Source organism: Streptomyces sp. NRRL S-350 (assembly GCF_000719705.1).
Classification (GTDB): domain Bacteria; phylum Actinomycetota; class Actinomycetes; order Streptomycetales; family Streptomycetaceae; genus Kitasatospora.
Genome location: NZ_JOHO01000001.1, coordinates 153720 through 177577 on the forward strand (window position 1 = coordinate 153720; position 23858 = coordinate 177577).

At 70.5% G+C, this 23858-nt stretch carries 27 protein-coding genes; 7 read left to right on the forward strand and 20 right to left on the reverse strand.

Translation table 11 applies throughout. The features are described from left to right. Positions 1–12 precede the first annotated feature (12 nt). The 9 genes from IF30_RS0100750 to IF30_RS0100790 all read right to left on the reverse strand — a co-directional run bounded on the left by IF30_RS0100750 (position 13) and on the right by IF30_RS0100790 (position 7303). Positions 13–1215: a cytochrome P450 gene (locus IF30_RS0100750; RefSeq protein ID WP_030230399.1), complete on the reverse strand. Its 1203-nt coding sequence runs from the start codon at positions 1213–1215 to the stop codon at positions 13–15. After that, the gene (locus tag IF30_RS0100755; protein WP_037898571.1) at positions 1212–1814 is read right to left on the reverse strand and encodes a GTP-binding protein; all 603 of its coding nucleotides are present in this window, start codon (positions 1812–1814) and stop codon (positions 1212–1214) included. Before IF30_RS0100755 ends, IF30_RS0100750 begins: the two co-directional genes overlap by 4 nt. Further along, positions 1792–2121 (reverse strand): DUF742 domain-containing protein, encoded by a 330-nt coding sequence (locus IF30_RS0100760; protein ID WP_037898627.1) that lies wholly within the window; start codon positions 2119–2121, stop codon positions 1792–1794. The genes IF30_RS0100755 and IF30_RS0100760 overlap by 23 nt, the downstream gene beginning before the upstream one ends. Before the next feature lie 23 nt (positions 2122–2144). Next, a complete protein-coding gene (locus IF30_RS0100765) occupies positions 2145–2570 on the reverse strand; it encodes a roadblock/LC7 domain-containing protein (RefSeq protein WP_051708961.1) in 426 nt (141 codons plus the stop codon). Further along, positions 2570–3886, reverse strand: coding sequence for an ATP-binding protein (locus tag IF30_RS0100770; protein WP_051708962.1), 1317 nt, complete (start codon positions 3884–3886; stop codon positions 2570–2572). Before IF30_RS0100770 ends, IF30_RS0100765 begins: the two co-directional genes overlap by 1 nt. After that, positions 3886–4365 (reverse strand): hypothetical protein, encoded by a 480-nt coding sequence (locus tag IF30_RS0100775; RefSeq protein ID WP_030230414.1) that lies wholly within the window; start codon positions 4363–4365, stop codon positions 3886–3888. The genes IF30_RS0100770 and IF30_RS0100775 overlap by 1 nt, the downstream gene beginning before the upstream one ends. Before the next feature lie 50 nt (positions 4366–4415). After that, on the reverse strand, positions 4416–6233 hold the full coding sequence (locus tag IF30_RS0100780) for a glycoside hydrolase family 15 protein (RefSeq protein WP_267884490.1): 1818 nt from the start codon (positions 6231–6233) through the stop codon (positions 4416–4418). Positions 6234–6440: 207 nt separating this feature from the next. Continuing rightward, complete coding sequence (locus IF30_RS0100785; RefSeq protein ID WP_158834635.1) at positions 6441–7067, reverse strand: hypothetical protein; 627 nt, start codon at positions 7065–7067, stop codon at positions 6441–6443. A 32-nt stretch (positions 7068–7099) separates the two neighbouring features. After that, complete coding sequence (locus tag IF30_RS0100790; protein WP_030230423.1) at positions 7100–7303, reverse strand: DUF5999 family protein; 204 nt, start codon at positions 7301–7303, stop codon at positions 7100–7102. 951 nt (positions 7304–8254) lie between these two features. Here IF30_RS0100790 and IF30_RS0100795 point away from each other — a divergent pair. Together IF30_RS0100795 and IF30_RS0100800 are read left to right on the forward strand one after the other, a co-directional pair. Then, positions 8255–8716, forward strand: a complete 462-nt coding sequence (locus IF30_RS0100795; protein ID WP_234322533.1) for an ATP-binding protein — start codon at positions 8255–8257, stop codon at positions 8714–8716. Further along, entirely contained in the window at positions 8713–9753 is a 1041-nt protein-coding gene (locus tag IF30_RS0100800) for an aldo/keto reductase (RefSeq protein ID WP_030230431.1), read from the forward strand. The genes IF30_RS0100795 and IF30_RS0100800 overlap by 4 nt, the downstream gene beginning before the upstream one ends. A gap of 19 nt (positions 9754–9772) precedes the next feature. Here the strand turns inward: IF30_RS0100800 and IF30_RS0100805 are convergent, their stop codons facing one another. The 5 genes from IF30_RS0100805 to IF30_RS0100825 are packed head-to-tail and all read right to left on the reverse strand — an operon-like array spanning position 9773 to position 14604. After that, entirely contained in the window at positions 9773–10270 is a 498-nt protein-coding gene (locus tag IF30_RS0100805) for an NUDIX domain-containing protein (RefSeq protein ID WP_030230434.1), read from the reverse strand. An 11-nt stretch (positions 10271–10281) separates the two neighbouring features. Then, positions 10282–11535, reverse strand: a complete 1254-nt coding sequence (locus IF30_RS0100810; protein ID WP_030230437.1) for a hypothetical protein — start codon at positions 11533–11535, stop codon at positions 10282–10284. A 14-nt stretch (positions 11536–11549) separates the two neighbouring features. Next, on the reverse strand, positions 11550–12029 hold the full coding sequence (locus tag IF30_RS0100815) for a PPC domain-containing DNA-binding protein (protein WP_030230440.1): 480 nt from the start codon (positions 12027–12029) through the stop codon (positions 11550–11552). A 41-nt stretch (positions 12030–12070) separates the two neighbouring features. Further along, positions 12071–13072: an asparaginase gene (locus IF30_RS0100820; protein WP_030230443.1), complete on the reverse strand. Its 1002-nt coding sequence runs from the start codon at positions 13070–13072 to the stop codon at positions 12071–12073. A gap of 38 nt (positions 13073–13110) precedes the next feature. Continuing rightward, positions 13111–14604, reverse strand: a complete 1494-nt coding sequence (locus tag IF30_RS0100825; RefSeq protein ID WP_030230446.1) for a hypothetical protein — start codon at positions 14602–14604, stop codon at positions 13111–13113. Between the two features lie 192 nt (positions 14605–14796). Here IF30_RS0100825 and IF30_RS0100830 point away from each other — a divergent pair, with 192 nt between their 5' ends. Together IF30_RS0100830 and IF30_RS0100835 are read left to right on the forward strand one after the other, a co-directional pair. Continuing rightward, positions 14797–15696: a DUF5753 domain-containing protein gene (locus IF30_RS0100830; protein ID WP_030230448.1), complete on the forward strand. Its 900-nt coding sequence runs from the start codon at positions 14797–14799 to the stop codon at positions 15694–15696. Beyond that, complete coding sequence (locus tag IF30_RS0100835; RefSeq protein WP_234322534.1) at positions 15693–16001, forward strand: DUF397 domain-containing protein; 309 nt, start codon at positions 15693–15695, stop codon at positions 15999–16001. Before IF30_RS0100830 ends, IF30_RS0100835 begins: the two co-directional genes overlap by 4 nt. Before the next feature lie 249 nt (positions 16002–16250). On the opposite strand, the gene IF30_RS0100840 is transcribed toward IF30_RS0100835, so the two are convergent. The 5 genes from IF30_RS0100840 to IF30_RS0100860 all read right to left on the reverse strand — a co-directional run bounded on the left by IF30_RS0100840 (position 16251) and on the right by IF30_RS0100860 (position 19385). Further along, a complete protein-coding gene (locus tag IF30_RS0100840; protein WP_030230452.1) occupies positions 16251–16880 on the reverse strand; it encodes a hypothetical protein in 630 nt (209 codons plus the stop codon). A 66-nt stretch (positions 16881–16946) separates the two neighbouring features. Further along, positions 16947–17504 carry a hypothetical protein gene (locus IF30_RS0100845; protein WP_030230454.1) on the reverse strand — a complete coding sequence of 186 codons (558 nt, stop codon included), beginning with the start codon at positions 17502–17504 and terminating at the stop codon, positions 16947–16949. Between the two features lie 235 nt (positions 17505–17739). After that, a complete protein-coding gene (locus IF30_RS0100850; RefSeq protein WP_030230456.1) occupies positions 17740–18558 on the reverse strand; it encodes a hypothetical protein in 819 nt (272 codons plus the stop codon). Between the two features lie 86 nt (positions 18559–18644). Further along, positions 18645–18857, reverse strand: coding sequence for a hypothetical protein (locus IF30_RS0100855; protein WP_030230458.1), 213 nt, complete (start codon positions 18855–18857; stop codon positions 18645–18647). Positions 18858–18926: 69 nt separating this feature from the next. Further along, on the reverse strand, positions 18927–19385 hold the full coding sequence (locus IF30_RS0100860) for a hypothetical protein (RefSeq protein WP_030230460.1): 459 nt from the start codon (positions 19383–19385) through the stop codon (positions 18927–18929). A gap of 534 nt (positions 19386–19919) precedes the next feature. Here IF30_RS0100860 and IF30_RS0100865 point away from each other — a divergent pair. Further along, entirely contained in the window at positions 19920–20444 is a 525-nt protein-coding gene (locus IF30_RS0100865) for a hypothetical protein (RefSeq protein ID WP_030230464.1), read from the forward strand. Positions 20445–20494: 50 nt separating this feature from the next. Beyond that, positions 20495–21985 carry a hypothetical protein gene (locus IF30_RS0100870; protein ID WP_030230467.1) on the forward strand — a complete coding sequence of 497 codons (1491 nt, stop codon included), beginning with the start codon at positions 20495–20497 and terminating at the stop codon, positions 21983–21985. A gap of 98 nt (positions 21986–22083) precedes the next feature. Here IF30_RS0100870 and IF30_RS0100875 read toward each other — a convergent pair whose 3' ends face one another. Continuing rightward, positions 22084–22653 carry a hypothetical protein gene (locus tag IF30_RS0100875; RefSeq protein WP_030230469.1) on the reverse strand — a complete coding sequence of 190 codons (570 nt, stop codon included), beginning with the start codon at positions 22651–22653 and terminating at the stop codon, positions 22084–22086. Positions 22654–22956: 303 nt separating this feature from the next. On the opposite strand from IF30_RS0100875, the gene IF30_RS40815 reads away from it, so the two are divergent. Beyond that, a complete protein-coding gene (locus tag IF30_RS40815) occupies positions 22957–23850 on the forward strand; it encodes a hypothetical protein (protein WP_051708964.1) in 894 nt (297 codons plus the stop codon). Positions 23851–23858 lie beyond the last annotated feature (8 nt).

Consider the following 23858-nt stretch of genomic DNA (forward strand, 5'->3'; position numbering starts at 1 on the left):
GAAACTTCTCCTTCAGGCTGCGGCGGGAGCGGGGAAGCGGACCGGGAGCCGGGTCAGCGCGCGGTGGAACGGGCCTGGGCGCCAGGTCAGCTCGTCGGTAGGGCAGTCGAGGTCCATCTCGGGCAGCGCGTCGAGCAGGTCGGTGACGGCCGTCTCGGCGATGAGGTAGGCCAGGGAGCGTGCCGGGCAGGCGTGCGGGCCGGTGCTCCACGACAGGTGGGCCCGGTCGCCGGACCCCCCTCCTTCCAGGGCGGGGTCGTTGTTGCACGCGGCCATGGAGATGACGACCGGCTGGTGGGCGGGCAGCAGGATGCCGTCGAGGTGGACGGGCTGCGGTGGGTAGGTGATGCAGTAGTTGGCCAGAGGCGGGTCGCGGTAGAGCACGGTGTCCAGCACTTCGCGTACGGAGGCGCCGGCGGAGTGCACGGTCGCGGAGAAGTCCTCGTCGGTGAGGATCTTCAACAGGGTGTTGGTGATCAGGTTGGTCAGCGGTTCGATGCCGGCGCCGTACAGGGTGACGAGCTGGTGCGCCATCTCGGTATCGTCGAGCCGGGCCGGGTCGGCGATGAGCCGGGAGGTGATGTCCTCGGCGGGCTGGTTTCGGCGCAGGGCGACGAGCTCGGACACCGCCTGGGCCAGCATCTGGTTGCCGGCCGCCGCGTTCACCCCGTCGAAGATCTTGGCCATGCCGTTCGCGATGCGCAGGCCGAGCTCGTCCGGGCAGCCCAACAGCGCGCTCAGGATCCGGAATGCCGTCGGCCACGCGAACTGCGCCAGCAGATCGGCACGGCCCTCGGAGCGGAAATCGGCGATCGTCTCGGCGACGACTCGTTGGACGAGGGCGTGCAGGCGGTGCTGGTCGACGGCGTCGAGGGCGGAGGCGTTCGCCGCCCGGTAGCGGGAGTGTGCGGGGCCGGACGAACGCAGCGCGTTGGGGCGGTACTCCATCATCGGCCGCACGGGACAGGTGTCGGGGACCGCCTGCTCCCACACGCGGGGGTCGGCGGGGAAGCGCAGCTCGTCGTTGAGGATGCGGCGGGCCTGGTCGTAGCCGATGACCAGGGTCGCGGGCACGCCGGGGGCCAGTTCGACGGGTACGAGCGGCCCGTACGCGAGGCGCATCGCCGTGTAGGCGGCGTGCGGGTCGGCGGCGAACTCGGCCTCGTAGAGCGCGATACGGGACGACGGCGGGGCGGCGCCGGGGGTGGTGGTCACGGGTGGCGCTCCAGGGGGCGGAGGTGGCGGGCGGTCAGATAGGTGACGAGTTCGATCAGGGCCAGGTAGCCGGAACGGCCCACGCGGGCGTCGCATGCGGTCAGCGGGGTCTCCACGTCCAGGGCGAGGGCCTGGCGTATCTCCTCGAGCGGATATGCGGGGGCGTCGTCGAACCGGTTGATCGCCACGGCGTACGGGATGGCGTGCTCTTCTAGGAGGGCCAGGTGTTCGTGGGAGGCGTCGAGGTTGCGTGTGTCGGCGAGGACCAGGGCGCCCAGAGCGCCCTCGGTCAGGCTCTGCCACAGCGGCCGGAACCGGGTCTGGCCCGGGGTCCCGAACAGGTACAGCACCCGTCTTGCGCTGATGTGGATGCGGCCGAAGTCGACGCCGACGGTGGTCGTCGTCTTCTTCGGGGCGCCGGCGAGGTCGTCCACTTTGGCGCCGGCCTGGGTGAGCGGCTCGTCCATGTGCAGGGGCGGCACTTCGGACACGGACCCGACGAAGGTGGTCTTGCCCACGCCGAAGCCGCCCGCGACGACGATCTTCGCGGAGTGCACCGCGGTGGTGGGGCGGATCTCAGACTTTGGTTCGTAGACCATGGAGCACCTCCCTGAGGATGTCGATGTCGGGCTGGTCGTCGCGGGCGTTGGCGGGGCTGCTCAGGTGGCCGCTGTCCATCAGGTCGCAGACGAGGATCAGGACGGTGGACGGCGGGAGCTGAAGGACGGCGGCGATGTCGGCCACCGCCAGGCCGCCCCGTACGCCCTGGGCCAGGGCCAGGATCCGGCGGTGGTTCAGGGGCAGCCCGTCGGCCGGGCCGGTCGCGGCGAGGACCAGGGACTCCAGGCGCACGTCCGGCCGGCTGGGGCGGTCACGCCCTCCGGTCCGTACGAAGGGCCGCACCATGTCCGGGTCCCGCCGCGGCCCGCTCACCCCGCGGCCTGCGCGTTCCGTACCGGCGTCCGGGCCTCCACGGCCATCTGGTCTCCGACGCTCACCGCGAGTTCGCCCATCTGGTGGGCGATCGCGGCGAGGTCGACGTCCGGTCCGGTGGTCTGCACGAGCAGGAGTGCGTTCGGGCCGGCCTGCGTGACCAGGCAGACGTACGAGTTCATCTCCAGCAGGAGCTGCCGCATCCCGCCGCCGCTGAACTCCTCGCTGTAGGTGCGGGCGGCGCCGCGCAGGCTGGCGACGATGGCCGCGTGCCGTTCGGCCTGGTCGTGACCGATCGAGGACGTCCGGGAGTGCAGCAAGCCGTCGGTGCTGAGCAGGACCGCGCACTGGACTCCGTCGAGGGTGGCGAGCCGCTCGTCGAGCAGCCAGCCGAGCGTGTTGGCGTGCGTGTCGGTGATCATCAGGCTCCTTCAGGGGTGGTGGGGCGCGCGCGGCTAGTGCCCGCGGCCCAGGCGGCGACCACGCTCGCGCGGCCCGGCTGGGCGTGCTCGGCACCGGCGGCGGGCTGCCGCGGTGCGAGGGCCGCGCCGCGCTGGCGGACGGTCAGGCCGGTGGACGTGGTCGTCGGCGCGGGCGCCGGCGGGGCGGGCTGCACGCCGGCGCCCTGCTCTTCGGGGGCGTGGGTGAGCAGGGGGCTGGGGAAGAAGATCTGGACGCTCGTGCCCCGGTAGGCGTTGGGTGCCTCCAGGTCCACGCTGAAGCCGTACTCGCGGGCCAGGGCCGCGGCCACCGCGAACCCGGTGCGCGGATGCGCCCCGTGCTGGGTGACCGGCGCGGTCTTCTGACCGTTCAGGGTCTGGCGGGCGGCCATCACGGCCTCGCGGTTCATCTGCAGCCCGGCGTCGTCGATCCGCACCGTCAGGCCGTGATGCCCGTTGAGCAGGCGCACGTCTACAGAGGCCGACGAGGGCGAGTACTTCAGCGCGTTGTCGAGGAGCACCGCGATCGTGTGGACGGCCGGCCCGACTGCCCGGCTGGTTAGGGCGACATCGGATTCCTCGTGCTTGATCCGCTCGAACCCCTCCAGGTGGCCCATCGCCGCCTGGACCACGTCGGTGAAGGTGGTGGCCGGCCAGCGCCGGGACAGCTTCCCACCGCCGAGAATCACGTAGTTCTGCGCCACCAGCAGCAGCTGCTGGACGAGACGGTCGATGGTGACGAGCGTCTCGTACGCCTCCCCGCCCGCGTGCCAGCGCACCCCCTCGCTGATCTGCCGACTCACCCTCGATGCGATCACCACCAAGGACGCGGCGAAGCTGCGCACCGCAGCCTGAGCCGCCTCCTCGGCAGCACGCTGGGCTTCGGCAGCCGCTGCCTGGGCCTCCTGCTTGACCTGGGACACCTGGACACCGGTGGCAGTTTCCGCGTCGTACTGCACCTGCCGCATCGCCGCGGCCACCGAATCGACGACGGCACGCACCCGGTCGGCGAACACGGTGCCCCTCAGAATGTCCGGCAGCGTGAAGTCGACGCCTTGCCCGGCACCAGGCCTCACGACGGCCGCCTGGATCGCGGGCACCACCTCGTCGGCCACCTGCCCGAGGATCAGCTCGGCGGCCCGCAACTGCCGGGTCAGGTTCTCGGCATGCCGCTGCAACCTGTCGGACCGGCGGCGCTCCGCCCGCAGGGACCCCCGCAAGTGCCAGACCGCACCTCCGCCCGCCAGGGCCAGCGCCGACGGCACGGCAACCGCTGCGGCTTCTATCAGAGTGCTCATCAGATCCCCACGGGCGTGCGGTCGTCTCGGGCAGGTACGGGGTACGGCGGGCGGGCTGCGGGCGGCGGGCACAGGGCGGCCATCAGTAGGAACGGCGCGCTGAAAACCCGTCCCTGCGCGTTGCCGAAGCGGGCCCAGCGCAGGTCGTCGTCCGGTCCGGCCGTGCGCGGCGGGACCTCGAGGAGGCCCTCGTCGCGGTGCTCGGCCGGCCAGCTCCACTGCATTCCGTAGCCGGAGCCGGGCGGGAGGATGAGGACCCACTCGTCGGTGAGCGCACGGGCCACGGCGGCGCCCACCGGGTGGGGCCGGAACTCCTCGAAACGGCTGATGACTTCCAGCGCGGCGCGACTGGGCATCGTCAGGGTGTCGAAATGCTCCCCGATCGCGGCCTCGAACGGCTCCCGCGCCACCCTCAGGGGGAACAGGTCGTCGACGGTGATCTCCTCCGGGCCGGGGCAGGCCCCGTACGAGGGCGACATGGCCCCGGGCTCAGTAGCCGCGAACCCCGTCGGGTGGAGGGAGGCCGCTCTCATCGACCGGCCTCCGCCCCGACCAGCTCCCCGCCACGCCGCGCGTCATCCAGGGCCAGCTCGGACTGGATGACCGCCACGTGCGAGAAGCCCTGCGGGAAGTTCCCCAGCTGCCTCTCGTTGACGGGGTCCCATTCCTCGGCGAGCAGGCCGAGGTCGTTGCGGGCCCGCAGCAGTCCGTCCTGGAGGATCTCGGCCTCGTCGACGCGCCCGATGAGAGCGAGAGCGGTGACCAGCCACCCCGAGCAGATGAGGAAGGCGCCCTCGTCACCGGGCAGGCCGTCGACGCCCGGCGCCGCGCCGTCGGTGTGGTATCGCAGCAGGAACCCGCCCTTGATGGACAGCTCCTGCTGGATCGCCTCGATCGTGCCGATGAGCCGCTTGTCGTCCGGGTCCAGGAAGCCGGTGATGGCCAGCTGCAGCAGGGAGGCGTCCAGTGCCGGCGAGCCGTACGACTGCGTGAAGGTGTTCCGCTGCTCGTCGTATCCGTCGCGGCAGACCTGCTCGTGGATCGCGTGCCGGATCTCCCGCCACCGCTCCACCGGACCCTGGCAGGCTCCGGATTCGACGAGCCGCACCGCCCGGTCGAAGCCGACCCAGGCCATGACCTTGGAGTGGACGAACTGTCGGCGCGGTCCGCGGACCTCCCACACCCCCTCGTCAGGCTCCTCCCAGCACGTCTCCAGGCAGCCCACCAGGTCCGTGATCAGCGGCGCGACGACCGCCGTCAGGCCCGGGTCGCGCTGCTGCGCCGCGTACAGGGCGTTGACGACCTCGCCGTAGATGTCCAGCTGCAGCTGCTTGACGGCGCCGTTCCCGATCCGGACCGGGGCCGAGTTCTCGAAGCCTGGCAGCCAGTGGAGCACGGTCTCCGGCAGGTCGCGCTCGCCGCCGACCCCGTACATGATTTGCAAGTTCTCGGGGCGGCCCCCGATGACCATACGGAGCCAGGCGATCCAGTCCCGGGCCTCCTGTACGAAGCCGCAGGCCAGGAACATCTCCACGATGAGGGCGGAGTCCCTCAGCCAGCAGAAGGTGTAGTCCCAGTTCCGCACGCCGCCGATCTCTTCGGGCAGCGACGTCGTCGGTGCCGCCACGATGGCGCCGGTCAGCGCATACGTGAGGGCCTTGAGCGTGATGAGGGACCGCTCGACGGCACCCCGGTGGGGCCCGGTGTAGGAGGACTGGGAAAGCCAGACCCTCCAGAAGTCCGCGGTCGCCTTCATCAGCCCAGTCGCGTCCGGCAGCGGCGGCGGGGGGCCCTGCTCCCAGGACAAGGTGAAGGCGACGTGCTCGTCCGCGGACACCGTGAATTCCGACCACAGGTCACCGTCGGTCTCACGCGTGGGGGCGGCGGTGTCGAGCCAGAGCTGGCCGTCGCCGAGGTCGGTGCTCGCCCGGCGACCGTCGACCTTGATCCGCGGCACCCTGCTTCCGTAGCCGGGACGCGCCCGCAGGAGAGAGCGCATGGGCACCCGGCCGCTGACGCCGCGCACGATGCGTACCAGTTGCGGCGCCTCGCCGGTGGCCGGCATGAAGTCGAGGACCTGGACCGTGCCCGTCGTGGTGATCCAGGTGGACTCCAGGATCAGGGTGCCGTCGAGGTAGCGCCGCCTGTCCGCTGCTGCGGGCGCGGTACCGTCCGCGCCGGCCGGGCCGATGCGCCACAGCCCGTGCTTCTCGGTTCCGAGGAGGCTCGTGAAGTAGGCCGGGGAATCGAAGCGGGGCAGGCCCATCCAGTCGATGCTGCCGTCCCGGTCGACCAGGGCGGCCGTCTGCATGTTCCCGATGAAGCCGTGGTCCTCGATCCGTCCCACTCGCCGGGGCCGCGCCAGAGCGTTCCGGGGAGTCGGGATCAGCGCACCGGCAACCGCTGCCCCGGGAGGCAGGGGCTGGAGCGGAGAGATGAGGCGGCTGTCCATGGTGTCCGATCTCTACGGGCCCGGAAAGAGACCGGGCGGTTGTGGGTGGGCACGGCGTACGGCGGCTTTGCCCTGTTCTTGGAATGGGAGCGGCGGAGGGACCTACAACGGGGGGGCCTGCGCCGGGCACGACTTCGTCGTCAGGGCGGCGAGATCGTTCACATCCACAGCGATGCAGCCCTGTAGCGACAGCACGTGACGAGTCGCCAGCACCCAGCGAAGAGCAGGATCGTCGTAGCCGACTTGGACGATGTCCTCGCCGGGCACCGGCAGCAGGGTCCTAGGGTCGTAGAGGACCCCCGCGACCCCCCATGACACCGGGCGTTCGACCCAGGCGGCCACGTGTTCCCGCAGATGGGGGCAGTGCGTCACCGCTATGAGCGCACACGGCGGGCAGACCGGGGCGGCGGTGGTCAGCTCCCCCTCACCCACCGGCCGGCCGACGTCTTTGAGGACGAATAGCTGCCGCTCCGGGTCCTGCTCCAGAGTGTCGGCGCCGCAGACCTGGCACAGCATTCGGCTGATCGCGCGCCGCTGACGCAGCGCATGGACGGTCGGGAACAGAGCCTTGCCGGCGCCCTGAGCGATGGCCTGCCGAATCCACAGCACGCCGTCACTGTCGCGGTCGTACGGCGTCTCGTCCGCGTAGCCGATGCCCTGCCCGGACCGGTGCAGGACCACGGTGGCAGCCGGGTGCGTCTCCGTGCTCCACGCGGTCACGTACGGCACGGGGAGGCCCCCCTGGACAAACGGGGTTCTGCTCATGCCGCGGCGCTCGACGCTGTGGCGGCCAGCCGGTGCGGAGCGATGATCTTGCCGTCGGGGAGGATCTCGCCGGTGTCGTCGAAGAGGAAGACGCCGTTGCACAGCTGGCTCCACCCCTGTTCGGGGTATGCCGTGACTACGACGGCGGCCTCGCGGTCCGTGGCCTCGGCGGAGGGGCAGGCGGGCTTGTGCTGGCACATGGTGAGTCCTCGGGAGAAGCGGCGCTGCGGGGGCGGACGAGGGGAGCGGGCGGCGGGTGGACCGGCTGCCGTGGGGCAGTGCTCGCCACGGCAGCCGGGAGGCAGCAGCGCTAAGGCGCCGCACCTCGCTCCGTTCTCCCGGAGGTCGCGGTCACGAGGTGGCACCGGCCTTCCTCGGGAGTGGTCTCGGAGCCCGAGGGCGGGCGTCGGCGCACGGCGTTCACGGGGGTGTACTGCCGCGTGCAGGCGCCCGCCCCGCTCTTGGGACGGCCTTCGACGCCGGGCGAGGTGCCGAGAACCGGTGAGGCGAGAGTGATCACGGCAACCCTTCCCTGGACGGCGAGGCGGAGGAACTGCGAATAGCGTCGCCGCTTCTTCGCACGCTCCGATAGCGAAATCGGCCCCCACTTCTCCCCACTTCGGCGGCGTGGAGAACGGGGTCAAACCCGTTCGCGCTCCCGCCGGGATTCGGACAATAGCTCCGAATTCGGTCACCGATCCCGATGTCGGTACCCGCCCGGAACTCCCGTCGCTAGAGATCGACTACGCCACCCCACTTCACCCCACTTCTCTGAAAATGCTTGACTGGAATTCGGGATCGCTGGTAAGGGCGACTTGATGAGGCCTCAGGGCCAGTTGCTTGCCATACGGCCAGCTCGGAGGGGATCCTGGCGCGCTAAATGCCTCTAACCACGGGCCGGGCGGGTACGCGGTGGCCTGCCCACCGGCATGTCCCGGCGTGAGGAAAGCGCACGAATATCGCCCTTCTGTACGATGCTCGACCCGTCGGCACTTCCCGCCGTCCGGCAAGTAGGCGGGGCCGACGCTGAAGTGGGGAGAAGTGGGGACGAGTTTCGCTATCACCCGCGCTGCGACATGGGCCACGGTATTCAGCAGGACTTGCCAGTCCGTGCCCCCCGGGCATTGTGAATGCAGCGAGGAGTGATCCCCGTGCTTGGTCCCGCCAGCACTGTCTTGCCATCCGGCCCAGGCCGCGATGGCGGCCGCCCCACGGCGCACGCTGCCATCGACCTCTGCGACCTCGACGCGCCGCAGAGCGCCGCCCGCCGCATAGTCCGCACCACCCTCGCAGGGAAGACCGACAGCGACTACACGGACGACGTGGTTCTGGTGGCCGACGAACTGGTCGGGAACGCAGTCGAGCATGCTGGAGCGGCGATCGACATCTCCCTCGACGTCTACGACTGGGGAGTGGCTGTCCAGGTTCGCGACCGCGGCGAAGACACCACGGCGCTACCCGGAAAGCCTCTGGCTGCCGACGAAGACGATGAGGGCGGGAGAGGCCTGTTTCTAGTGGACGTACTGGCGAGCGCCTGGGGAGTCCAGCGCGACAAGAAGGGGAAGCGCGTCATCGCGATCTTCCTCTACCGAGCGGGAGACGCTGCCCGATGACACCGAGCGATCTCGCACCCCGCCGTTTGGCCCCGGACCTGATGGTGCACCCGCTGGGCGTCAGCAGCGGAACCTCGCGCTGGGCGCCGAACGCCGTTCAACCGGACGACGCACGGCTGCTCGACGGGCTGCGCCGCGCGTTGGAGGCAGGCGGCGGCGAGGGCGCGGCGCACCTGTTCGACACGGCCGACGGCCACCGGTGCGGCCACGCCGAGAGGCTCGTCGGCAAAGTCCTCAAGGAGCACCGGGGCCACCGTGCGCAGGTCGCCAGCAAGGTCGGCCGGGTCCAGGGATCCGCTCCCCACCCCTACGCCGGCCCGCGGGTGCGGCATCAGCTCGAGCAGACCCTGGAGAATCTGTACCTGGACGAGTTGGCCCTCTACACCCTTGAGTCCTGGGACTTCGGCCCCGGCGACCGGTACCTCGATCCGGTCGTCGAGCAGATGCGGGCGCTGCGCGATCTCGGCCAGATCCGGGCTATCGGTCTGCGTGGTCCGGGCTTCCGCTCTTCCAGCCGCTCGATACGACGCTTCCTGGATCTGTTCGACCGGATCTGTCCCGACGTGGTCTGGACACAGGCGAGCGGCCTGCTACCGCTGGCCGACCTGGGAGACGAAGACCTCGGTGCCTTTACCGCCCGGCACGGCGTCGGCCTGCTCATTGCCTCGCCGTTGGCCCACGGCGCGCTCGCAGGTGGCTGCGCGGACCGCGCTCTGGCCGCATGGAGAGGCTCGGCCGACCACGCGGAAGCGATGGCGTCGGCGGTTACCCACGGCCTCGCAGAGCTGGCCGGCCGCTTCGGCCCGTCTTCGGACGCCCTGGCCCGGGTGGCTTTACGGTTCATCCTTCAGCAGGTGCCGAACGCTGTGGTGGTCGCTGGCGCCGGCGACCACCAGCTGGCCGGGCACGATCTGCATTTCCTCGGCCAGCCATTGTCCGATCACGAGCTCGGGGTGATCGACAGCGTCTTCTCCCGGATCCGGACCGTGATGATCCAGCATGAGGGGCGCGCCCCCTCCATGGAGGTCAACGCGTGACCGGACCTGCCCCTCCCGCTCAGAGGGCAACTCCGTTGCGGAGGTAGCGCGGGACACCGTCCTCCAGGACCTGCAAAGCATGGACGGCCCGGGCGCGCTGGCGCTCCGGCAGCAGGCGCAGGGCCTGTGCGGCCTCGAAGAAGCGGTGCTCGGAGATCTCCTCGTCGCTCGGCTTCAGCCGGGCGGTCTGCTCTGGCGACAGGACACCGGCGTCGAAGACGAACCCGAGGAGGTCGTCCCACGGACCGTGCGGCCCCACCCAGTCGACACACAGGAACCGCAGCCCGGCGACCGTCAGGCCGAGCTCCTCGCGGAGCTCTCGCCGAAGGGCATCCTCCGGGGCCTCGTTGTCCTCGGCCATGCCCCCAGGAAGGTCCCACCCTTCCTTGTAGGTCGGGTTCACCAGAAGCAGCCTCCCTGCCTGGTCCCGGATCAGGGCGTCCGCGGCCGCCCTCTTCCGGGCCTGCCGAGCGTTTCCCTCAGCCAGGTAGGCGTCACGGCCGGGCTCACCCGGCATGGGTGCATCGTTCACTGCGGACCTTCCGGGAGCGCGAGACTGCCGAGCAGCAATCTACGGTGCTGCGCCGTGGCGGTCATCCGCGAGAGGAGCTCGCGGACCTCCGAGACCTGGCGATGGTGATCGAAATCAGCCTGCAGCGCCGCAAGTTGGCTGCTGAGCCGCAGGGACGTCACTGACTGGCAGGCGTTCAGTAGTTCCATGCCGACCGTGCATGCAGCGTCGAGTTGCCCTTGTGCGAGCAGGACCCGCGCCAACGTGATTTGCCCGAACGCCCGGCTGCGGACCCGGCTCGCGTCACGCAGCGCCAACGCGTGCTCTGCCTCCTTGGCTGCGGCCTTGAGCGCGCCGAGATCCAGGAACACGGAAGCGCCTTCGCTGGCAAGTGCCGCTTCGTCGAACGGAGCCACCCACCTGGACGCCGGTGCGGTCCGTGCGAGAACCAGGGCTTCGTGTGCCGCGTCGAGCGCCCGCCGCGCCTCTCGTTCGGAGTGGAGCTGGGCGAGCGCCCGGGCCTCCATGGCGTGGAGGCGGGCCGCGAGGGTTGGCACCGGCGGGCCGCCGGCGAGGCGGGCGAGCCCGCTGCGGGCGAGCTCGGCGGCGGCTTCGACCTGATTGGTCTGCAGGGCCAGGTGGCTCATGCCAGCGAGCACGTTCGCGCCGGCGGTCACGTCGGTCAGGCTCTGCGACAGGCGACGGGCTCGGTCGAAGTGCCCGGATGCCAGATCGTCGCGGCCGGCGTCGTGAGCCATCCACGCGGCCATCTCTGTGAGAACGACCGCCGCGCCGAAGGCGGCCTCACCGTCTTCGCGGCTGTCCGCCGCGCTGAAGAGGGTCGGGGCGACGACCGTGTTGAGGTAGTGCAGCACGGACCGGTACACGTGCCCGCCGCCAAGCTGGCGGTCCGCGAGCCGGAACGACTCCATGGCGGCCAGATGCGGCGACACCGCTGAGTCAACGATGGTTGCCGCCCCGGCGTCGGCCTGTGGCACGGCCTCAGGCTCTAGCCGGGCGAACAGCTGCTCGGCCGGCTCGCCGAAGAGATGTTCCAGAACCCGGCATGTCGGCAGCCGCGGCAAGCCCTTGATGTCTCCGATCATCCAGCGATCCCAGGAGGACCGTGAGACGTACACGGATGCGAGGGAGGCGTTGCCGTCGAGCTGGGCCACTTCCCTGGCCGCCCGCTCGAAGTGCACCGTGAACGTCTCGTAGATGCGCATGCGGTGAGCCTCGACCACCTCCGGGAAGCGGATCGCCCTGCGCATCGTCGTCTACTCCCTCAGTTGCCCGTGCCGAAGCCGAGGAGGGGCACGTCGTACAGCTCCGCGCTGCGCTGCCGCGTAAGCGCCGGCCCTGCGGTGTCGCTGACGACTTCGATGATGGGGATCTCGCAGATGAATTGCACGGTCGCGCCGAGCAGGTGCGACACCCGCCCCTCGGCCGACTTCGCCTTGATGCCGGCCGCGACGTGGATGTGCGGGGCCAGGCAGTCCTTCTCCGTATCCCAGGCGAGCGTCCCGCCGCCGAGCGCTTCGAGCACCTCGACGGTGACCTCTTCCCACAAGGGGGCCTCGGGGTCGGCGAGGGGTTCGCACGAGCCGACCAAACGGGCTGAGCGAAGGCCACCGACAAACAGCGGGATGTATCCCGCCCGGATGCCCTGGTCCGCGCAGAACCGCGTGATGCCTTCCAGGAGGTCTTCCCCGTGGTCGAGGGCGAGCACGAACTGCCGGCCGGTGCGAACTTGGGCAAAGCGCATGTTCAGGGATGTCCCTTGTGCTGGTGGGGTCGGGGGCGGGATTAGGAGTGGTCGAGGAACGCCTTCGCGATATCCGGGCGGGGTGTGCCTGCGGCCAGGAGGGCGGCCAGGAGCAGACGGGCCTTGTAGGGGTCGAGGTTTCCGGCGCTGATCAGGCCGCGGGCCAGCAGGTCGCTCTCGGAGCCGGGGAAGGCGTAGGTCGAGGTGAGGACGGGCCCGGTGCCGATGCGGGAGGCAAGGATGACGGGCATCGTGGAAGCCAGCGCCTCCAGCGGGCGGCACCAGGTCTCGGGGACGTGGCCGGCGCCGAAAGCGGCCACCACGAGGCCGCTGACCTCGTTCGCCAGGCCTGGCAGCAGCGTTCCGCTGCTGCCCAGGGACGCGGTGACGATCTCCACTTGCGGCAGGGCGCCGACCGGAAGCGGTACGGGCGCGATCGGACTCAGCGAGCCGCGGAGCCGAGCCGTCCCTTCCGCTACGTGGCCGAGCGGTCCGGTGTTCGGAGACTCGAATGCTGCCGGGCTGGTCGTGTGCATCTTCCGGACGTGGCGGGCGGCATGGATCTCGTCGCCCAGGACGACGAGGACCCCGGTACCGCGAGCCTCCGCGCTCACAGCGGTCTGGACGGCGGCCAGGAGGTTCGCCGGGCCGTCCGCGCCCGCCGTCGCCGCGTTGCGCATGGCGCCGGTGAAGACCACCGGTGTGGGGCCCTGGTAGTAGAGGCCGGTCAGGAACGCGGTCTCTTCGAGCGTGTCGGTGCCCTGCGTCACCACGACCCCGTCGACGCCCTCCCGGTCGGCCTGCTTCAGCCGGTCCACGAGGCTGACGATGTCGCTGAACGCCAGGGAGGCCCCCGGCATCTGCCGGAAGTCCTCCACGGTCACCTCGGCGGCGTCTCGAAGGCCGGGCACAGCGCCCACCAGGTCCGATCCTGTCAGCGTGGGCGTGACGCCGGATGCCGCGGCGGTGCGCGTCATGGCGATGGTGCCGCCCAGGGTGAGCACCAGGACGGTTCGGTTCGGGTCACGGTCAGCGGAGAGCACGAAGGACCTTTCAGACGGAACGACAGTACGGACGGGAATCACCGGGACGGGGCGAGCTTGCCGAGGAAGAGCAGGGTCTCATCGAGCGCTTCCACGGTCAGCAGACGGCTGCGGGGGCGAACGAGGCCGGCCACGCCGTACTCGCCCAGAGCGTGACACCTGGCGGTCAACCAGCCCCAGTCCAGGCCCAGATAGTCCGCGAGTGACCGCAGACGGCTCGCCGGGTCCTCGCCCACCAGCACGTCGGCGCCCTGCGCGTCGGCGAAAACGCTGGCGTAGGTACGCAGCTCCCCGCGGGTCGACGTACTGGCGGCCGCCCACAGCGCTCCGCCGGGCGCTCGTACCCAGTTGGCAACGACGGCTCGCTGCCCGGGGACGAAGGCCACCCCGTCCACCTCCGAGTACTCCGTCTTCGCTACCACCCTGACCCGGACCCCGAAGCGCTCCATGAGGGCGATCGCCAACAGCAGCAGAACCCTCTCGTACTTCTCGGAGCGCGCCACCTCGGCCTCGGGCAGACAGAAGACCCGGACAGTCTGGGTAGCGGCGCCGTGAAAGCGATCCAGGGCTTGGAGGTAGTCCAGCTTGTGCTTGAAGAACAGCCAGCAGGCCGCCTCTTCCCCGGTCTGCTCACGGGTCCAGAAGATCGGCACCTCGCTCGCATCGGCCAGTTCCTGCCGGATGTGCCGGGCACAGAACGCCGACCCCATCCAACTGCTGCCAACGGCGGTCAGGTCAACGAGCAGCTGGCTGGGCGCCGAGCGGGGCAAGGAGAGGTAGGTATCCAGAAGGTGCTGCTCGGCGTCAAGAGCCTGATCATCGGACAGAAGTCCGTCGTCGAGTTGGGTGAGGGCCCAGAGAATGCCGTAGGAGAGGTCGTCCAGGAGGTACGCCGAGGGAATCGACAGGCCGCCGGTGGCAGGCGGCCCGGGCAGAGCGGGCCTACGAGCGGCTGCGGCGTCGCGGACGTACAGGTTGAAGTCGTCCTGTCGCTCCTCGACGCCGACAAGGAATCCGCGGCGCACCGGCCGTAAGAACCGCTCCAGGTCCCGCAGCCCGTCCTGGCCCAGATCGTGCACGTCGGCATCCTCACCTCGCCTGACGACGGGAAGAAGGTGCACCGCGGCGCTCGTGCCGTCCAGGCGCTGACGTCCAGCAATCTCCCAGGTCCCTGCCGGTCCGCCGGCGGGGAGCATCAAGTTGGATGTGGGCCAGCGCAAACCAACCCGCGCGGCCACCGATTCCAGAGCCACCGTTGGCTCACTCGCACCGGGCGCCGGGCTGAACAACTCCTCGACGGTGTGACCGAGCAGGCGTTCCAGGATCTGCGCCGCCTCACCGCGGGGACGGCCGTACCACGTCCCCGAGGACCATCTGTCGAACGTGGTGCGCCCTACACTGACCGTGGCCAGTCGGTGGTTGCCGGTCTCCCGAGCAGCCTTCCGCCCGGTGGCCGCGAAATGGACGCAGAACGCCTCCCAGCCAAGGAGGTCACGATCCTTCAGCAGGAAGCTGAACAACGTCGGTTGCATCGCGACAGCTCCTCCCTGGGCGAGTACGGGCAGCAGAGCAAGCGGAACGGCCTCCACGCGTGGCGACGGATGCTGCACACTTGGTGACCCTGGCTAGGATGCTCCCTCAGGCAAGCCCTTAGCAATATGGTCGAGCAAATTGCTCAACCATATTGCTTGTAGGAGGCGCTACGAGCCGTCAGACTGGCCACCATGCCAGAGACGCCGTGGTCGTTGACCCTCAGCGAAGTCGGCCTGCGCCTTGAGGAGTTGCGCGAACGGCGCGGCCTCACCCAAGGCGACGTCGCAGGCCACGAAGCGTTGCGCCAGCGCGGCGTCAAGATCGACAAGAGCGGGCTGAGCCGCCTGGAGCGCGGACAGCGCCGGCGCGTTGCCCGCGACCTCGTTGAAGCGCTGCTTGAGGCATACCAGGCCAACGCCACGGAAAGCTCCGAGATTGTGGCCCTCCTGGGAGCCGACACCACTCCCGCTGGCAGACCACGCCCAGCACTGTGGCGGCGTAATGCCCACTTGCTCGGCCCTATGCAGTTCGAGGGCTTCCTGAAGATGGAGCGTCGGGCCGCTGAGCTGTGGAACTACGAACGAGACGTCTGGCCGGGGCTCCATCAGAACGAGGAGTACGCCTACCTCGTCATCGCCCTGATGAGGCCCGATCTGCGACGCTCCGAAGTCAAGGCCCTCGTCGACGTCCGCATGGACCGTCAGCAGCAAGTGCGAGAAGGCGCACTCACAGAATTGCGCGCCCTCGTGGACGAGTGCGCGCTCCACCTTCCCGTAGATGACCCGGCGGTGGCACGACGGCAGTTGGAGCGAGTGCTGGACGAGTCCGAGGACCCGCGTAACGCCATCCGCCTCCTACCAGCGGCCATCGGACTACATCCTGGTTCCGCCGGCCCGTTCGTCGTCATGGCCTTTCCCGAGGCGGCCCGCCAGGTGGTGTGGGTGGAGACGATGGTCAGCTCGCTGTACTTCGATGGGGAAGAAGATGTGCAGCGTTACACGGCGGCTTTCTCCAGTCTCTGGGAGCGAGCGCTGGACCCCGACGAGACGCGCACGCGCCTCAAGAAGAAGATCAAGGAGCTAGAACAGTGACTGAAAAGCCGGGCCCGTCCTCGTTCGACCTGACTTCGGTCGAATGGACGGCGTCCAAGTACAGCGGCGCCGGTGCAGAAAAGCCGGACCCGTCCTCGTTCGATCTGTCATCGGTCGAATGGACGGTGTCCAAGTACAGCGGCGGCGGCGGGAACTGCGTTCGAGTCGCCGTCAAGGACGGGTACGTCCTGATCGGCGATTCGCAGAACCCCGATCGCCTGCCTCACGTCTTCACCCCGGCCGAAGCCAAGGCCTGGCTGCTCGGCGCGAAGGACACAGACTTCGACTTCCTGCTCGATCTGTGACCCTGCCCTGAGGCACCGCACCACCACGGGCCGGCCCCAAGGAAGATGGGGCCGGCCCGCACGTCTGTGTCCATCGGCACGGCCAGGCACACAGATGCCCCGGTCGAACACCCTGAGCGTAGACGTCATCCGCAGGCGCCAACCGGGCGATCTCCGGGCCGTACCCGCAGGAGCAGATGTCCCCGGATGGTCACGGCCTAAGGTGACCCCAACATGACCCCACGCTCATAGAGTTAAGTATTCCTCCTGTTAGAAGGCGGGGTGTCCCTCGCGGAGTGCGTGGGCGATGCGGCCCAGGCCAAGAGGGACGAGGCCGGTACCCACTGTGGTCTGGTCGCGCTGCGCGGTGGACAGCACGTGGGGCTGTTGGCCGCGGCAGCGTCGGACGTAGAACTCCACCTGGTTGATGTCCACGGCGTAGACGAGACGCGATTCGATCCGGTCGGGGGCGAGGTGGTTGACGCGCCGGCCCTGCGCGTTCGAGCGCTGCTCGTACTCGGTCGGCTCGCGGTCTGCGGGTCGGCCCCAGCCCTCGAACATTGCGGCGATGCCGGCCACGGGGGCGTCGGCGTACGAGCGGTGCTCCACCGCTGTCGGCACGGCGGGCAGGCGCTGCGCGGTGTGGCCGATCGCGTCGGCGGGGTTGCGGACCTGAGCACCCCAGAGCCGCGCGGGGACGATGCGCAGCTCGATCGAGCGGGCGTCGAGGTCGGCCAGGTGGACGGTGAACAGCCGTGCGGGCTTGTCCCATCCTCGCCGTTCGCCTTCCCGTTGTTCGATGGCGGCCAGGGCGGTGGCCATGGCGTCGGCCATCTTGTCCTCGCACAGGCCCAGAGGCGTGGCGGGCATGAGGACGGCTCGCTTCTCCCAGTTCTCCATGGTGGTGCTTCCTTCGGGTCCTGGTGGTGGTTGTGCGGGGCTGGTGGTCGCGGGCCTGAGCGGAGGTCAGCGCTGGTCGCGGTACCAGGTGAGGAACTTCTCGGCGTGCGGTTGGTCGAAGGTGACGGTCAGGGTGCCGTCGTCGGCGAGGTCCTGGGTGACGCCGTACGCCAGGCCGGTGGGGGCGGTGGTGCCGGGCCAGCGGGCGATCAGGGTGAGCAGTGCTCCGGCGTGGGGACCCGCGGCGGTGAGCTTGAGGATGATGGTCAGCGTCTCGTCGTCGATGCCGAGGTCGATCGGGCTGTCCGGGAGTTCGGAGCGCAGCTGGTCGAAGAGGTGTTTCTGGTCGGGGACGGCCGTGCCGAAGGCGTCGGCGTTGGCACGGGCCTGTGCGGTGCGCTGATAGAAGCTGTCGATCAGCTTCTGTGCGCTGGAACGCAGCTCGGGATCGGTGATCTCGTCCAGCGCGTGGACGGTGCCCTCGGTGGTCCCGGGCGGGGTGAGCGGGTGGTAGCCGATCTCGCGGTTGGCCCCGTCTGCGTCGAGGAGGGTGAGGATCGCCAGGTTGGCGACGGGGTGGACGTTGATCGTCCACTGGGCCGGCAGGGGAGGGGGAGTGGGCATGGAGGTCTCCGAGGTGGTGGGTGCGGGCCGGCGGCGGGACGGGGACGGGGGCGCGGGCGGTGTAGTTGTCGCGTCCCTCCGGCCCTCGCCGTCGGTGGTCGGGTGGATCCGGGCCGGGGGGATGGAAGTGCGGGGCGGCTGGCTGTGCCCGCAACGTGGGCGGGTTCGCGTAACTGGTCTCGCGGGAGCGGGTCTCCGGGGAGCGGGCAACGGTGTTCGGGTGCGTTCACGGGGGTCAGATGTCAGAGCGCAGGACCAGGCGCAGCGCGTCGCGGATCGCGGCGCGCCGGTCAGCGGTGACGTGGTCTGCGAAGGCGAGGTGGACACGGATGCTGGCTTCGTCGTCCTCCCACCGGGTGAGGGGATCGGGCTCGGGCACCAAGTGCTCGGCGGCCAGTCCGATGGCCCACCCGGACAGGTCGGGTGCTTCGTCGACGAGCTTCCCCACGGCGCGGTAGGCGGTGCTGGCCGCTTCGTCGCCGAGGGACTGCCAGGTACGCGGCTCGTCGGTACCTGCGGTGTGGGGGATCGGCTGGTCGCAGAGGCTCTCGCCGACACCTGACTGGGAGTCGAGGGCGAGCAGGAGCATGTGGTGGACGGTGGCGGCGGCGTGGTGAAGATCGGCAGTGGTGTACGTCGTGAGCGCGGACGGCCCGGGTGGGGTGGTGGCGTCGGCCTCCTCGCTCTCTGCTTCGGCGCGGTCGGCGCAGTTGCCGCACAGCCCCTCCCACCCTTCGCCGTCGTCGGTGGATTCCTCGCAGTCCTCCGCCGAGCAGAAGTGCTCCTCGTATACGGCGGCCGGGATGAACCGCACGGCCGCACTGGTGCTGGCGAGGGTGAGGACGCCCTGCTCGAAGAGGTGCATGGTGGCTTCGTACCGGCCGGAGCGCCGCACGGTGTGCCAGACGTCGATGCCGTGGAGCTGGCGGTGCTCGGCGGACTGCGGCCGGACCCAGGTGTCCCCGTCGCGGAGGTGGACGACGTACTCGGACTCGAAGTCGATTGCGGCGCGGACCTCGTCGGCGGATACGGGAGCGGGGGTGTTCGCGGGCATGGGAGCGGCTCTCAAGGGGTTCGGGTTGAGCGAGTTGGGCGGGTGGCGCTGCCGGGCGGCCTCGGGCCGCCCGGCAGCGGGGCGGGTCAGATATGGGTGACGCGGTCGCCGCCGTCGGTGAGGACCAGCATCAGTCGGCGGTGGGCGTGCGGGGCGTCCCAGGCGACGCCGAGCTGCCTGATGAGCGGGTGGGGATTCCAGTGGGTGACGGTGCCGGTCGCCCCGGCGGGGATGGGGTCGTGCTCGTCGGTGCACACGATGACCTTGATGCGGTCTCCGGGGGTGAACTCGGGCTGCACATCTGCTCCTTCGGTGAGGCGGCCGGGGCGCTCCGGGCGGCCCGGCCGTGGGCGCGGGGGCGGGTGGGTTCAGCGGTGTTCGGTCTCGCCCTTGTTGTCGATCTCGACGAGCAGCAGCCGTGGCCGGTCGGCCTCGTGGTCGATGTGCACGTACGGGACCAGGTGTTCGCCCTTCCAGTGCTGGCGGAGTCGCACCAGCACGCTGACGCCGTAGACCCGCAGCTCGTAGGTGTCGCTGGGGCTGCCGCCGTCGGGGTCGGGGTCGGCTTGGACGACGGCCAGGGTGGCCTGGCGCACCGGGTAGGTGGTGGTGCGGCGGCGCAGCGGCATGGTCGTGGCGAACACGTAGACCGCGACGCTGGAGAGGGTGGCCGCCATCAGGGCGTCGGCGGCGGTGTGCGGCTCGTAGAACCAGGAGCTGCCGAGGGCGACGGCGGCGCTGGGCAGGGCGCACAGGACACTCCAGCGCCACCAGCGGGCGGACGCGGTACGGCCGGCGGGAGCGGGGCGGTGGGCAGACTCGGGCACGGGATGCCTCCAGAAGTGGGCGGGCCAGAAGGCGCGGCGGAGGGGCGGGAGTCGCACGGCCCGGGCCCGGATGGGGCGCTCGTTCGCTCGGCGACATCCCAAACGATACAGAGACTCATAGATTTAAGCAACTTTGATCCTTCCGCTTCCCCTTCACTCGCCGCTGCGCCCAGCCGGCGGCGGCCCGTTGCGGCGGCCTCCCGCTTGGCCGGTGGCGCCGCCGCACCCGGTCGCGGCGGGCGTGCTCGGGCGCTGCGGTCGCGGCATTCGGCCCGACGTTGGCCGCCGGCGCCACTTCCTGGCGTGCAGGGCGGTCGCCAGGCGGCGGCGTACTCCGTCCGGCTCGTTCGCGACGGTGCGCGGCGGCGGAAGTGCCGCCTGGGGGCGCGGGTCAGCGGCCCCGCCTGAGCCGCCGAAGCGCCCCACGTATGTTGCTTAAGTCTATGAGTTGCTTTATGGTTGCGGAGGAGCAGCCCTTAGCGAACCCGGTCCTCCCTGTGATCACGCACTAACCACCCATGAGGGAGATCCGTCATGCCCGAGGCACCCGAGTACACGCCGTACACCATCTACGTGCTGGAGCCACACGCTGCCTACGCGACCGCCGAGAACGGCCACATCCCGATTGGAACCATTGCCGAGCGCGTCTACGGCAAGCCCTACAGCTCGCTGAGCGGATGCCAGCGGGACGACGAGCACATCGGAAACGACAGCGTGAAGCTGTACGAACTCACCTCCGACGATGACTACCTGGAAGCACTCGAAGCGTTCGACGACACCGAGCTGTACCTGGGCTGGGACTCCCGTACACGCGAGAGCGTCCGCAAGACCGGCATGACTGAGCTGGACTACTGGCTGAGCATCCGGATCGCCGACGAGAACACCCCAGCCACCGTCGAGGCGAACCCGCCCAAAACGCAAGACCTTGAGAACGCCGTGTTCGAGGACCGCTTCTTCGCCGATCGCGCTTTCACTCCGTCGCTGAAACTGGTCCTGGCCGATCTCATCCGTCGCGGCGAACTCCCGCGCGGCGACTTCCTGTTCCGGCACTGGTGGTGACCAGAGCAGAACGAAGACCGACGCCACGAAACCCACCTTGGAAGGCCCCGATGTCCCTCACTCTCCCGGTCGCAGAACTCCGGACACTGCTGCACGACGCCCTCTCGGCCGCGCTCGCCACCGACGCCCTCACCCTCCCGGCCCCGCTGATGTACACCCCGGGCGTCCACCGCCCGGCTCTGTACCAGGAGAGCACCGTCGTACGCGGACGGCCGGGCGAAGGCAAGACGTTCTGGGCCCGGGCCCTGACGGACCCGCAGCTGCGCACCATCGCCGCGCGGGAGTACCGCATGCCCAGGCTTGAGCGGACGGAGGCGGTCACCGCCTTCGGCGCCCGGCCGGACGCCGGCCAGCCGACCGCAGGGGAGCTTCGCGCCCTGACGGGGTGGGGTGTACCGCCGACCGTCCTGTGGAGTGCCGTCGCGTTGACCGCGCTCGGTGTGCCGGACCTTGCCGCCCTCGCCACCTGGACCGAGCGCGTCGACTGGCTGACCCGCAACCCCGGGGCCACCGAGCGGTCCCTGGCCGAGTTCGAAGCCGCCGCGAAGGCCACCGACACCGTGCGGCTCGTCCTGTTCGACGCCCTCGACCAGCTCCACCCGGACCGGGCGCTGGCCGAGCACCTGGCCTCCGGCATGCTCAACCTTGCCGTCACCCTCTCCCGCCGCACCACCCGGCTGCGCGCGAAGGTGTTCATCCGCCCGGACATGCTGGACGGGGCCCTGGCCGGTGTCCCGCGCCCGGACCGCGGCTTCCTGACCGGCCGTGCCGCCGACCTCTCCTGGGGCCGTTCCGACTACCTCGGCCGCACCGCCAGGACCGAGCTGTACGGCCTGTTCATCCACCTCCTGGGCAACCACGACAGCGCGGGGGCCGCCGACTTCCGCGCGGCCTGGCCCACCTGGGAGCAGAGCCAGGGCAGCCGGTATCTCGCGCCCTCCGGGCTGAGCGGCGACCCGAAGACGCAGGAGGAGTTCTTCACCACCCTCGTCGGCCGGTTCATGGGCACCAACGCCCGCACCGGCTACACCTACAACTGCCTGTCCAACCGCCTCCAGGACGCGCGGGGAGTGATCACTCCGCGTCCGTTCCTCACCGCGCTGGCCACCGCCCTTGAGGACACCGGCCGCAACCACCCCGGACACGACCGGCCGCTGCACCACGATGATCTCCGTCGCAGCGTGCGCTGCGGGGCGCGGGCCACGGAGCTTCACCAGGCGCTGCCGTGGGTCCGCCTCGCCATGGAGCCGCTGGCCGGTCAGCAGGTCCCGATCTGGGAGGAGGACGTCTTCGGCCTGTGGCAGGAGAGCAGCCTGGCCGAGCGGCTCCAGGAATCGGCGCGGGAGGCCGGGAGCGGCACCGGCCGGTCCCGGACCGGCCCGCGCAGCCCCGCCAGCCTCCCGCAGCTGCTGGAGGAGCTGATCGACGCCGGAGTGATGAGCCGCCGCACCAGCGGGCAGCTCGACATGCCCGACGTCTACCGGGGCGTCTACGGCCTCGGCCGACGCGGGGGAGTCAAGCGGGCCGCCACCGGCGCATAGCCCAGCCTCGCCCGGCCCCGGACCCCGGCCACCGCGCCGGGGGTCGGGGCCGCACGAGTTCCCTGCGGAAGTGCTGAACGTGCCCGGCCGGCGGCGGTTCACTGCGGCTCGCCGCTCCGCGGCTTCTTCCGGGTCTGCGAGGCCAGCCGTTCCACCTGCTCGCGCAGACCCTCCGGCACAGCGGGAAGGAGGAACGGGTTCAACTTCCGGTCACGCTCCGCGCGCATGGCCGTGACGACCCGCTCCTTCTGCTGCAAGGCCCGGCGCTTCTCCATCGCCTCGTGCACCGTGAGCAGCAGTTCGGTGGGCGACAGGTCGCCCAGGTCGACCGGCAGCACCTGGCGACCCCGGGCCAACGCGCCGAAGTCCGTCACGGCGACCGTCTTGTCCAGGCCCCCGCGGCCCAGCCCGAGCAGCATCGTCGAAGGTGGCGTGGCCTTCGACGGGACGCTCTCCGCGGCGACCGCCGGGGTGGGCCGGAGGTGGTTCTCGGTGAGCATCCGTACGGCTTCTTCACGGCCGGCCTGGTCGAGCCTGGCGGGCAGCCGGCCCGCGTCGGCCGCGGCCTGCACGCGCTGGAGGGCCGTCTGGTAGCCGCAGCCGGTCGAGGTGTTCAGCGCGCGGGCGATGCGCTGGTGGTTGCTGGTGTTGGGCGAGGACGGGGCCACCGCTTCTCCTTCGTCGCGTCCCGGCGCTGCGGTTCGTCCCACCACGAGCAGGCCAGGGTGCGGTTCGGAAGAGGCACCGGTCGTCACTCGCCCCCGCGCGGCAGCACGATTCACCGAACTCCCGGGGGTGGGCCCGGGCCGGCGCGCACAAGCGAGGTGCGCTGAGCCGAGCATAGCGATCGGCGCTGACACCGCCCAGGGCCCGTCCACCGCCGGGCCGCGGACGACTGGTCACACCGCAGGCCCTTCTCACACCTCTAGTGGGCGTACCGCACCTCACCCACCGGACGAAGGGTCCCTCCCGTGACCGACACCGTGCTCGACCTCCCCAGCTCCGAGGACTGGCTCGACGACGCCGTCGCGGCCCTGCTCGCCTACTCCCGGCTGCCCGCCTCCTCGGCCTGGGCCCGCAGGGAGGCCGCCCGCCGGCTGCTGCGCTCGCCCAACATCCACCCCGTCCTCGAGCGGGCCGCGTTCACCTCACTCACCCGGGGCGCTGTACTGGAGATCGCCGGCTACGACATCGCGGACCACCTCGATCGGCCGTGGACAGCCCGCGCCGAGCACTGGGCGGAGGTGATCCGCCCCTCCTGGGAGGAGTCCGCCGAGCTTCTCTCCGACCTCGCCTGGCAGGGCCGCCGGGCCGGAAGCAGCGCGCTCGCCCACCTGACGGCCGAGCAGATCCTGGGCGCCGCGCCACCGCTCACCGCGCGGACCCGGCTGCACCTGTACGGCCTCGGCCTGCGTTACGACTTCCGCTGCCAGGCGCTGACCGACCTGTTCGCCCGCCGAGGCCGGACCGTGGACCTGGACCCCTTCAGCCGGTCCCTGCACGCCTTCGCCCTCCTCGGCCGCTCCGATCCGGCCGCGCTCGACCTCATCGACCCGCTGCTGGAGGAGTCCGGGAACCATCCCAAGGTTGCCCACGCCCTGCTCCACGGCCTGTGGCTCGGCCACGACCTCCCCGGTCAGCCCCACCGGATTCTCGACCTCCTCGACCGACCCCCCTTCGACCAGGAGCCGGACTCCGTCGCTCTCTTCCGCCAGGCCGCGGCGCTGCGCCGCCTGCGCCGCTTCGACGAAGCCCTGGTCTCGATCGGCAAGGCCATGGAGACCCTGCCGGTGGACACCGACCCCGCAGTCCACGGCGACCTCGTACGCGAACGGGCGCTGATCCTCAGCGCCCGCGAGACCTGATCCGCGTA